The sequence below is a fragment of the Rhizobium sp. SG570 genome (assembly GCF_012275345.1).
Taxonomy (GTDB): Bacteria; Pseudomonadota; Alphaproteobacteria; order Rhizobiales; family Rhizobiaceae; genus Rhizobium; species Rhizobium lusitanum.
Map to the genome: position 1 here is coordinate 98,476 of NZ_JAAZQI010000018.1, position 11,667 is coordinate 110,142.

At 58.8% G+C, this 11,667-nt stretch carries 9 protein-coding genes; 2 read left to right on the forward strand and 7 right to left on the reverse strand.

The window, feature by feature from the left end; translation table 11 throughout:
- The first annotated feature begins 45 nt into the window (after nt 1–45).
- Entirely contained in the window at nt 46–1,647 is a 1,602-nt protein-coding gene (locus FHT28_RS28575; protein ID WP_113109015.1) for a hypothetical protein, read from the forward strand.
- Between the two features lie 102 nt (nt 1,648–1,749).
- On the opposite strand, the gene FHT28_RS28580 is transcribed toward FHT28_RS28575, so the two are convergent.
- The gene (locus FHT28_RS28580; protein ID WP_047639066.1) at nt 1,750–2,457 is read right to left on the reverse strand and encodes a 4'-phosphopantetheinyl transferase superfamily protein; all 708 of its coding nucleotides are present in this window, start codon (nt 2,455–2,457) and stop codon (nt 1,750–1,752) included.
- 1 nt (nt 2,458) lies between these two features.
- Nucleotides 2,459–3,643 carry a DegT/DnrJ/EryC1/StrS family aminotransferase gene (locus FHT28_RS28585; protein ID WP_037201170.1) on the reverse strand — a complete coding sequence of 395 codons (1,185 nt, stop codon included), beginning with the start codon at nt 3,641–3,643 and terminating at the stop codon, nt 2,459–2,461.
- A gap of 266 nt (nt 3,644–3,909) precedes the next feature.
- Between FHT28_RS28585 and FHT28_RS28590 the strand changes: the two genes are divergently transcribed.
- On the forward strand, nt 3,910–5,583 hold the full coding sequence (locus tag FHT28_RS28590) for a GMC family oxidoreductase (protein ID WP_234903923.1): 1,674 nt from the start codon (nt 3,910–3,912) through the stop codon (nt 5,581–5,583).
- Between the two features lie 112 nt (nt 5,584–5,695).
- Here the strand turns inward: FHT28_RS28590 and FHT28_RS28595 are convergent, their stop codons facing one another.
- From FHT28_RS28595 to FHT28_RS36915, 5 genes are all read right to left on the reverse strand, one after another.
- Nucleotides 5,696–6,508 carry a methyltransferase domain-containing protein gene (locus tag FHT28_RS28595; RefSeq protein ID WP_168598044.1) on the reverse strand — a complete coding sequence of 271 codons (813 nt, stop codon included), beginning with the start codon at nt 6,506–6,508 and terminating at the stop codon, nt 5,696–5,698.
- A gap of 233 nt (nt 6,509–6,741) precedes the next feature.
- Nucleotides 6,742–7,563, reverse strand: a complete 822-nt coding sequence (locus FHT28_RS28600) for a methyltransferase, TIGR04325 family (RefSeq protein ID WP_168598045.1) — start codon at nt 7,561–7,563, stop codon at nt 6,742–6,744.
- A gap of 13 nt (nt 7,564–7,576) precedes the next feature.
- Nucleotides 7,577–9,097, reverse strand: coding sequence for an oligosaccharide flippase family protein (locus FHT28_RS28605; protein WP_168598046.1), 1,521 nt, complete (start codon nt 9,095–9,097; stop codon nt 7,577–7,579).
- Nucleotides 9,098–9,536: 439 nt separating this feature from the next.
- A complete protein-coding gene (locus FHT28_RS28610) occupies nt 9,537–10,229 on the reverse strand; it encodes a sugar transferase (RefSeq protein ID WP_037191862.1) in 693 nt (230 codons plus the stop codon).
- Between the two features lie 133 nt (nt 10,230–10,362).
- The gene (locus FHT28_RS36915; protein WP_168598047.1) at nt 10,363–11,667 is read right to left on the reverse strand and encodes a glycosyltransferase family 4 protein; all 1,305 of its coding nucleotides are present in this window, start codon (nt 11,665–11,667) and stop codon (nt 10,363–10,365) included.

Genomic DNA, 11,667 nt, shown 5'->3' on the forward strand with positions numbered 1-11,667 from the left:
GCAGTTTGGGCGGCAACGGGCGAGGCCACGCAAGGAAACACAATTATGAATGTGACCAAGCCGTTGAGGATTGGCGTTCTCATTGCGCACGGGCGCGCGTTCGAGAATTGGGAACTCATGGTTCTCGATCGGATCCTTGCCGATCCGCGTTTGGAACTCGCGGCGGTGCTCATCCATCATTGCGCGTTCAATGAGCACAAAACCTCACGACTATTGTCGTGGGGCGCGTGGCTGGAGGCGAAAGCCTTCGCCAGACAGCCAGCCTATGTCTCAAAGCACTTCGACACCAGCCGCCATTTCATAGATTGCTACGACGCCGTCGCCAATCAAGACGGCACCGGCGGCAACATGACGCCGGCATTCCTGCAGCGCCTGAACCTCGATCTCGTCATACGCACGACGCCGGAAGGCATGCCCGATGACGCGATCCGCCTGCTGCCGTTCGGCGAATGGGCCTTCAATTTTTCCGACCAGCGGTCCGTAGATACAGACTGGTTCGGCTATGCCGACATTCTCGCCAAAGCTCCGACAACCAACCTGCTGCTCTATGCGAAATACGGCAGCGAAGCCGCCAGGGTCGAGATCGCCAGAGCGGCATTCAACATCAAGCTCAGCGCCGCCAGGGGCAGTGCCGTCGTGCGCGAGCGAGGTGTAACGCTCCTGCTGCGTGAGCTCACGCGTCTGGCCGATACCCGTCAGTTCGACCTGCCTCGCGTCTACGGGCAGCCGGATGTTCCCGCCCCATCATTCAGCGATCTCCTTCGCTACGCCCGTATTTTGACAGGTTCGGTCTCAGCCAGAGCATTCAGAGCCATCAAGGCTCGACTTCGTTCCGATTCCGCCATCTGGACACTTTATACGGGTCGCGGGCACATCGGCGATTTCGATCCAAGCCAGGCGATCGAAATCCCTCCGTCCGAAAGCAGCATCAAGGCCGATCCGTTCCTGTTCCAGCATGAAGGCGAGTGCTATCTGTTCTACGAGGCCTACGCGCGCGGCGACCGCAAGGCGCATATCGCCGTCGGCCGCTTCAACGGTGATACAGTCGAACAGGTCGGCGTGGCGCTGGAGCGCCCGTATCATCTTTCCTATCCCTGCGTGTTCCGCGACGGTGATCAGATCTTCATGATACCGGAAACCCATCAGGCGCGGCGTCTCGAGGTTTGGCGCTGCAGCCAATTTCCCCTGAAATGGGAACTTCATGCTACCGCTCTCGAAGGACAATCGCCTGCCGATAGCGTCCTGACGCGGCACGACGGCAAATGGTGGCTGTTCACCAACCTTTCGGATTATCATGCCTATGAGGACCACTGCAGCGAGCTCTATGTGTTCGAGGTCGACGGTCCCGAACTGACGCGCATCGAACCGCATAAACACAATCCCGTCGTGATCGGCAGCACCGTGGCGCGGGGTGCCGGGCGCATCTTCGAACACGACGGCAGGCTCCTGCGGCCGTCGCAGCGCAATACAAACGGCGTTTACGGCTACGGGCTTAACATCATGGAAATTGAAGAGCTTACGCTCGACGATTATCGCGAGCGCTGCATTCGCACGATCACACCCGGATTCAAACCCGGATTGCGCGGCTGCCATCATTTCGATGCGACAAACGGCCGTTACATTCTGGACGCCAGATTAGGCACATAGAGCATTTCCAGAAAAAGTGTGAAGCGGTTTTCCGTGCGGAAATGCGCAAGAACAAAAGGATAGAGCGCTGCCGTGACCTTGTTTGGAACGGAAGCGCTGTAGCTACATGTCCGCGTCTCGATAACGCAGATGGACGGGATGCCCTTTTGTCGAGGCGACGACGGCACCGGCAAAATTGACCGGCGTCTCAAGCTCCAGGATGCTCCAGTTCGATGGCGCATCCGGATCGCCTTCCAGCCGCTCAAGTCTTGGCTCGCCGAACCCGTCGAACGTGACGTCGAAGCTGTCGAGCGGTAGCGACAATCCGCGTCCATGTGCCTTGACGAATGCCTCCTTGCGCGTCCAGCAGCGATAAAAGCCATCAAGGTAAGTTGCCGCCGGCAGGGCTCGCAGGGTCTGATATTCCTTACGCGAAAAGAAACGCCTTGCGATGTCCTCCTTCAGGAAGCGGATCTCCTCTATATCGACGCCAAGGTCATAGCAATCGGATATGGCAAGGACCGCAAGGTCGGCGCTGTGACTGAGATTGAAGTAGAAGGGCGGGGTACCGTCGATGGTAAGGTACGGCTTCCCATAATCGCCATAGGTGAAGCATATCGACTGTGGCGAGAGTCCGAGATATCGTCCCAGCACGGAACGCAGTTGCGCCCTTGCGGCGACGAAACGCCGCTTGTCGCGTTCACGGGCGAAGTGCATGGCTCTCGCGCATTCATCAACTGATAGCAGCACGGTGCAGGCGCCAAGTGCAGGCGGCGGCACGTCCAAGCTCCAGGTCCAGACGTCGATCGTATCGGGGCCAATGACTTCCATGCTAGGTCGTTGCGTAAAAGAGGCTGCCAGCGGTCGGTGGCGTCGATCTCGCCATGCGTCGCGCCATGTAGGCGACCAGGGTCACCGGGTAGTTCTCGCCAAGGCTGATGCGACAGGTGCGCTTCAAGATATCAAGCGTTTGCGCGCAGGACTCGGGCGTATATTCGATCCGGCGATCCGTCCAGAGAAAGGGATTCATCGCTGGGTGGCCGGTGCGCTGCTGCAAGACCGGCTGCCAGTTGGTGTAGACGTGACGGCTCGAATCATAGAGGCGATAGACGCCACGCTTGTTTTCCTCGGCAAATTGCTTGGCATCGTCAGACGTTTCGAAAATGACGTGCAGCCCGGCAGCGTTGCCGATGTCATTGTGCGGGCCAATGCGCAGCCGCTTGTTCTTCGAAAGAATTTCACTCATGACGTCGTAACGCTCGCGCATGCGCGCGATCATCGGGTCGAGCCGTTTCAATTGTACGTTCAACATGGCGCCCTGGATCTGGCTCGCCTTGAAATTCACGCCGAGCATGGGTGGCTCATTGGCATTGTCGAGATGGCCGCGAAACATCGAGCCGATGTCGTGATACATCCGCGCACGCGCAAACAAGCGCGTATCGTTCGTAACGACGGCGCCGCCCTCGCCACAATTTATATTCTTGAACTGATTGAAGCTGAACGCACCGAAATCGCCGATCGTGCCGACCCGCTTGGTCTTGTAGCGCAATCCCACAGCCTGACAGGCATCCTCGATAACAGCCAGATTGTGTTCTCGGGCAATGCGCATGATGGCGTCCATGTTGCAAACCATGTTCGACATATGGACCGGAATGATCGCGCGGGTCTGGGGTGTGATTTTTCGAAGGATGTCGGCGGGGTCCATGGTCAGCGTCTGGTCAACATCGACCAGGATCGGGACCGCGCCGGCCGCCAATGGGGCGGCGGCCGTTGCAATCCAGGTATAGGCCGGCACCAGCACTTCGTCGCCAGGGCCGACGCCTGCGGCGATCAGCGCCGAAATCAAGGCTCCCGTGCCGCTGCTCATCGTCAGCGCATGGCGCACGCCAAACTTGGCGCAGAAATCAGCTTCAAAGCGTCCGAGCGGGCCACCGGTCTCGTCGCTGTAACGCGCGAGCTTCCCGGAAGCAAATACCGGCGCAAGCGCCAACCATTCACGTAACCCCACTTTGGCCATAACTCTCACTCCCCAGGGAAATCGACATTTTCCTGAAGAGCCTAGCGCTTGTTCCCGCCGTTTTCAGCATGGCTTTCCGACTAAGAAGGGCGCGATGTTCGATGAATATACCTATCCGAAATCGGTAGTCGTCGTCGCCGCCTATGCCAATTGAACGATTATCCGGATCGCTGCGATGCTGGTAGAAAGTAAAATAACACGCGGGAATACACGGGAATACTATGATGGCGATCGTCGATCTCAGATCAATATTAGATAATATTCAGATGGCTGCGGATGTGGCTATCATCGGCGGTGGGCCGGCAGGTATCGCCATCGCTCGAGAGCTTGCCGACACACGGATTCGCGTCCTTGTCATCGAGAGCGGCGGTACCGACTACCAGGCAGAGACCCAGACATTGAGTGCGGTTGAGAATATCGGGGAACCTCGAGCCTCAAAAAGCGTCGAGCCGACGGGACGCGGCTATGCCGGCAACCTGGCATGGCTGAACGACGTAGCGGCCTTCGAGCTGCGCGACCGTATCCTGGGCGGCAGCAGCCATACCTGGATCGGCAAGTGCGCCGCCTTCGACGAGATCGACTTCGCCCACCGGCCCTGGCTCCCGCTTTCCGGTTGGCCGATTGCACGCTATCAACTGCTGACAGCCCTTGATCGGGCAGGGGAACTGCTCAACCTTGGCCCCAATTTCTATGATAAACGGCTCTTTGGCCTGCTCCATTCGCGCCCAAGCGAACTTGGCTTGGACGAACAGTTTCTGCGTCCCTTCTTCTGGCAATTCAGCCACACGTTGGATCGACACGGTGAGCCGACACGCTTCAACCGCCTTGCCTGCGACATCGCGGCGGCAAATGTAGATTTCTTGACGCACGCGACGGTGACGCAGATCAATCTCGACGATCAGGGCCTCAGGCCGACATCGCTGAGCGTGGAAAGCCTCGCCGGCAAAAAGGCGACCGTCCATGCGAACACGATCGTCCTTTGTGGCGGAGGTATCGAGAACGCGCGTCTGCTGCTGGCCTCAAATTCGGTGATGGGTGCAGGCATCGGCAATCAGCACGACGTTGTCGGCCGCTATCTTTGCGACCACCCGCGCACCTCGCTTTGCAGCTTCACCGGGCATGACATCGACGCCATCGCCGAGCATTTCAATTTCTACGGTCTGACGCATGAAGGCCGGACGCATTTCTATCTAAGGGGATTGTCCTTGAGCCCCGAAATGCAGGAGCGGGAGGGTCTTACCAATTGCGCTGCCTATCCCGTGCAGATCCACGCCGATCACGACCCCTGGGGGGCGCTCAAACGCTTGGCCCATGGTTCCAGCAGGGCATTCATGCAGGATCTTTTCGCGATCGGAACGTCTCCGGCCCTGATTACGTCCGGCCTTTACAACCGGCTGATCCGCAAGCGGGGTCTGCCGCATCGCTCCACAGAACTGCGTTTCGACGCGATGGCGGAACAACGGCTCGATCCTGAAAGCCGCGTTACGCTCTCGAAGCAACGGGATCGGCTTGGCCAGCCTTTGGCACGCGTCGATTGGAAGATCGGCTCCTGCGAAATCGAGAGCATCAAGCGGTTCGCCCAAATCATGGTGGACGAATTTGATCGCGTTGGTTTGCCGCGGCCGCAATTGGCGGACTGGATCGAAGCCGACGACAGTGGCGCTGCCGCCTTCATGGACATGGCCCATCCCTCATGCACGACCCGCATGGGTACCGATCCATTGACCAGCGTCGTCGATCCCAACGCCATGGTCCACGGCATCGACGGATTGTTTGTCGCCGGCAGTTCGGTGTTTCCCACACCCGGCCATGCCAATCCGACATTGATGCTGCTGACGCTGGCGATCCGGCTTGCCGATCATATCAAGCGCCGCCACGAGATCGAGCAGTCGCCTAAGGCGTCTATCCGCGACCGGCAGTTATCGACGCATCACACCTAGGGCTAGGGCGTGTACCCACAAATTCGGTTCATATCCGCTTCATTCCGAAAGCTACGCAATTGCTGCTTCGCAGCGGCATGTCGCGAAGTGCCGGAATGGCATATTCCGACGCCTAGACCACAGCCACGATAACGTGGGCCTGAATCTTGGCAGCAACCTCGCCGGGACCGTGTCTGGCTGCGATCGCGGATGCAGCGCAGTCGGTCGCAGCCTCCAGGCTTCCCGCTTCCCTGGCCTCGATTTCGTTGCGAAGAACAGTTCCCTGACAATAAGCAATGGCCGGAAGGCGGGGCGAGGATGCACGGCTTTGTTCGTCTCTCGTTTCGATCACCACACGGGAGAAACCCGCGTCCTCCAGCTCGCTGCGGATCAGTGCCGTATCGTGGTAGCCGTGCGGCGTGCGTGCCAGAAAGCGCGGCGGATCGTTCGGAAAAATCTTTGCGAGAGCATTCGTCACCTCATCCGCAAATACATTCTCCTCGATGCGATCCCACACGTTGAACAAAAAACGTCCTCCGGGCTTTAGAACCCGCCTTGCCTCCCGGTAGGCAGCCGAGCGGTCGGGGAAGAACATCGCGCCGAACTGACAACAAACGAGGTCGAAGACCGCATTTTCAAACGGCAGCGCCAGAGCGTCCGCTTGGCGCCATTTGATGCGGGTGTCGGGAGCTTGCTGCGAAGCGGCGTAGTCGAGCATCGGTTGATTGAGGTCGGTGACGATATAGCTTGCGCCGGCGGACAGTTTTGGCGCCAACGCGCGAGTGACAACCCCGGTGCCCGCGGCGATTTCCAAAACAGCGTTTGGCGAAAAGGACGCTGCTCGTTGTGCAAGATCCGCGGCGAACGGCTCGAAAATCAACGGCACCATATAACGGTCGTAATTTTCCGGAATCGAGCCAGCGAATACCTTGTCCGTTTCCAACATTGGCACCACCCTCCGTCCGTTTGGTAGCTCGTGAGATTAGCACATAATCGTCTGCTTTTGTCGGTTTCGACCGAGAGGCGTCAAACGGCATATGCGGCTATAGCTCCGCGAACACGGAAGCAAAATCAGGCTATCGGTGCTGTCATCATGGATGCGGTGGGTTGATGATAACGCCGGCGCGTTCGTCAGGCTCGTTTGTATCCGCCTATGGCTGCGCGTTGTGAGTCCGCGGCCTAGTCCAACCGAAAGTAGAAGCCGGCGCTTTCGCTGCGTCCCAGCTCCGGATGCGTGTCGATCACGTGCGACAGCGAGGGGATCGACCAGCGATCGACCAGCCGGTAGCCAAGCCGGGTTACATCATCGATAAAGGTAGCCTCGTCGCGCATATGATAAGGCACATGAGTCTTACCGATCCGCTCGAGCGTAACAACGGCTCCGCCCTTGCGAAGGGCAACCTTGTTGAGGATCAGGTGGGGCGGCAGACTTGGCAGGCGCTTCAGCAGATCGGATAGTGGCATATCAAGATATTGCATCAGCCCGGACCCTAGGAACAACGGCGTTGCGCCGGCGTCCTCGATCCGGTCGACAAAGGAAAGGCCGGTCAATCCGTCACGCTCGGCCAGGCTTCGGCCGGCTCGAACGATGGCTGCCAGATCGTAGACGATCCAGCGAAAGGAGCCATCCAGCGACAGCAACGGCCGAAAGGCGCGATATTTCGTTCCCATGTGCCCGCCGGCATCGATGAGACCATCCACTGTCGGCATCAGGCTCCGCATCCAGAACAGCACCGGATAGTCCCATGGCGCCACCTGGCACATTTTGGCAAAGGAGACGCTTGCGATTTCCTCGTGATCATAGCCGGCCATCGGCTGCCGGCGGGCGGCTGTCATGGCCGCCTCAAAGGTGCCGTAGGCGCCTGTAAATCGTCGTGGAAGAGGCGAAAGATAGTGTAGGCGCCCGACTACCGCCCGCAGGGGTGAAAACGCGTGTGCAGCCCTCTGTGCCGCGCCCTTGAGAATAGAACGTGTGTTGCCGGACACGGATAGGGTTGTCATCGTGATCTCCTCGTTACGGTTGGCTGGGCGACAGGATCGAAGCCGTGTCCCCGATCAGCTTCTTTAGAGCCGCAAGCACCAGGACGTAGATCGCTCCTCCGATCAGCACTTGCAGCATGAGCGTCAGGATCCGCCGCATGTTCCAGACTTCGGCGCAGCAGCCGAGCCCATAGACTGTTGCCGCCATCAGTAGGATCGCCACGGCGATGTAGCCGCTTTTGCGCATGACGCGCCCCCAGCCAAGGCCGCCGTAGTTTCGCTGCAGATGCATCGACGTCAGAAAGGAAATCAGGGCGGCGGCACATTGGCCCCAGGCGGCCGCTTCGACACCGAAGGGCGCCAGAAGCAAGATGAGGCCAACCGAGGCCGCGGCATTGAGCAGCATGGTCGGAGGCATGCGGCGGATATTGCCCGATAACGACAGGAGCGCCTCGGTGACGTATCCCGGCGTGAGCAGGACCTGCTTCATCGACAGGATCGTCACGAGAATTGCCGCCGGCGCCCATTTATCGCCAAGCACGATGTCGATCAGATTGGACGAGATGAGCGAGAGGCCGAGATAGATCGGCGCAGAAATCGCCATAAGGACCGTCATGAAAGCTGTTGCGGATGCGCCGATATCGCGCTTAGGCGTTCCGTTGGAATCCGGTATCATCGCGGAACGGCGAAACAGCGTCCAGGCAAGCATGCGCGCCGGCTCGCCTATGAGCTCGGAAAAGGCCGCAATGATGCGCTCGGCGACGCGGTAGTAGCCTGCCTCGGCAAGGCCTAGAAAACTGCCGATCGCCAGCGTGCCGGAATAGGAGCGTAGGAAGAGGATCAGCCGGTTCGACAGGATATGACCGGAGAATTCGAGAATCTCCCGCGCGAAAGGCCATGTCAGGTGGAGCTTTGGATACCATTTGAGCACAATGGCGGACGCGCCGAGGCAAACCAATTGCGCCGCAAGCCGGCCGGCTGCGAGCGAAAATACACTCCATCCCGCCCATAGGCCGAGCATGGTCACGCAAAGTCCGACCACTTCGCTCGCTATGCGGATGGCGGCCTGTTTGCGCAAAAGCCCTCGCGCAACCAATAGCCCGTCGTAGACGACATAGAGTGATGACGGCAGGAACCAGCAGCTGAAGAGAACAAGGAGAAATGCCTCGTCGGATCGTGGCAAAAGGAACCAGGCGAGAGCAGCAGCCGACAGGCCGGCAATCGTGACCAGCACGCCGGCGATGATCGATATCGTCCCGATCTGATCGAGTTCACGATCGGTGCAATCCCTCTTCATCACGAACTCGCCCCATCCGCCTTCCGCGATGACGACGAGCATGACCACGATGGCGGAACTGTAAGCGTAAAGACCGAATTCGGCCGATTCCAGCATGCGTGCGGCAACGAGGAAAACGAGCAGCTGCACGATCTGCGAGACGACCTTCGAGCCGAGCGTCGAAGCACCGTCCCCGACTATAGATGGCAGGCGGGAAAGAAGCCACCGCTGCACTCTGGTTCGGCTGGGAATTTTGGGATGCAACGGCAGGCCGTCCATCAGCGCACCGCCTGTCCCAAGTCGCGAAAGAACAATATGTCCCTCTCGACCCTTGGCCTCCCAATATTGGTACTATATTGAGTGAATATCGGTGGAATAATCCAGTTTTGCGTCAGAAAAAATTTGTAGGGTTCCCATTCAGGACATGATTCCATGCCATGGGGTGCTGCGTCTAAGAGGGAAAAGCCGAGACTATACGACTTTGTTTTATAGAAAATACCGCCTTGGGAGCCGCGACCGGATCGGGTTTGTCGGCCAGAGAGAATGGGCTTGTCGGTAACTATCATGAAACACCATGCAGAGCAGCGTATGAAAGACGACAACCAGGATCGCGATCGCATCATCGAAGGACGGGCACGCCCATCACATCGGAAATACGCGGTTCGTTGGATGATCGTGATATTCTGCCTGATCGTATGGATCGCCGTTGCCATGTTCTTCATTTGGTAAGACGTTCTTTTTCATTGCGGGCAAGCAGCACGACGCCGACGGTTCTGATGAGAATAGCCAGGTCGATGCGCAGCGAGCGGCTGTGGTAATAATCCACATCGAATTGCACGCGCTCTTCATAGGTTGTCTCCGCGCGGCGATTGACCTGCCAGAGGCCGGTTATGCCCGGTTGCAGTGCCAGATAGCAGTGGAGGTGCGCGCCATAGCGTTCGAGTTCCGAGGCCACGACTGGACGGGGTCCGACCAGGCTCATCTCGCCGCGCTGAACGTTCAATAGCTGCGGCAGCTCGTCCGCGCTGCTCATGCGCAAATATTTTCCAAGCCAGTGCACGCGCGGATCGTTCATCAGTTTCTGTGTCGAAAGCCATTCCTGTTTTCGCTGCGCATCTCGTTCGAGCAGTTCCGCCAGCCGCCGGTCGGCGTCCTTGCGCATGGTGCGGAATTTCAGACATTCAAATGGTCGGCCGTCACGGCCGATGCGGGTGTGGCGATAGATGATGGGACGGCCGTCAACCAGGAGCAATGCGACTGCAATGACGAGAAACGCCGGTGCAAGAAACAGCAATCCCGCGCCCGAAAGAATAAGGTCGACAAGGCGTTTCGAACGGCTGCGCCGTACTGTCCGTTTCAAATCGCGAAGCGATTGCTCGCCATGGGCAAAGCCATCAAAAGCCGATAGCATGTTTCAGACCCCTTACCACCTGCTGAATCCTTTTCTCAAAGCTGGCAGTTGCCATCGCCCTTTACAATTGACCCTACGGGCATTGACCTAGTCCCATTGGCGTAGAGCCGCGAACACAAGGCTGACCGCCAGCTTAGCTTGTCTCGTCGACAACCTGACGGGCGACCGGAAAATCACTGTGCGCGGGCACATTTTCGCCCGTCCTGGTGGTGTTTGCCCGCTTCAGGATGTGCTCGTAGAGGACGAGCAGCGCATCGCGCCATGATGCCGGCGTGTGCGCCAGCTCGCCGGACTGGCGGATGCAATTGACGCTCATCCAACGAAGCAGCATGTCGTCATTGGCCAGCCGACGCATCCCGCTCGCGAGCGTTTCCACCTTGCCGCTCTGAAAGGTCAGCCCGCATCCAAGCGCCTCGAGCTCGTCGCCCAGGAGCGCTGCATCGGGAAGGATGACGGGGATGCCGCTGGTCACGGCCTCCAGCGCGGCAAGCCCGAAAGGTTCCGGAACGCGCGAGGACACGACGAGCGCGCGCGCTTGAGCAATGATGTCCCGAATCTCATCCTTGGTTTTCCAGCCGTGAATGACGACTTCGGGATAGTCTTTTTCCAGACGCGCGCGGCCGGCACCGTCCCCGATGACGTGGAGTTTCACGCCGGCAAGCCGGGCTGCGATCGCAGCATCTTCAAATCCCTTTTCGGGCTCCAGCCGGCCGACAAAGAAGAAATCGCGTTTCTTCCAGGGATCCATGGGGTGTTTCAGAAACGGTTCGACGGGATTGCGGATTATTTCAATATTGGCTGTCCGCATCTGGCCGCGCTCGAAATAATCGAGCATGCGCTGGTGCACGACAACGATATTGGCGGGTATCTGCCGTGTGGGATAAAAATACTCCCGCAGCAGATGACGCGCCGACCGCCAGACTTTCTCATCGTATCCGCGCTTGTCGCAGTTCGTCGTCAGACATTGGACCGACATGGGCGTCAGCGGACAGACCTGATTCTTGCGATAGTTGGCAAATCCGCCATTCGGACAGGACAGGAAATAGTCATGGGCGTGCAGGATGACACGCTCGCGCACAGGCCACAGCGCTCGAAAGATCGAAGGCGACAGGATTTTCGTCCAGCCGTGCACATGGTAGATGGTGCCAGGTGTATCGATGCGGGCGATAAGGCCCTGGAGGGCGGCATAGGCATGCCGGCTGTACAGGCCGCTGACGAGGGCGTGCATACGTGCCTGTTGCGTCAGCGGCTGGGCGTCGAGATTGATGGTATCGGCCGCCGGCGGATCGGAGCCGGCGGCATCTCCGGCAAAATAGGTTACCGGTATCCCTGCGTCCTGCAGCAAACCAGCCGAAAGGATTGCAAGGTTCGATGCCCCCCCTATCCTGGCGGAGCGATCGTTAATGATGACGACGCGATCGAGATTGGCGGGGCGCAC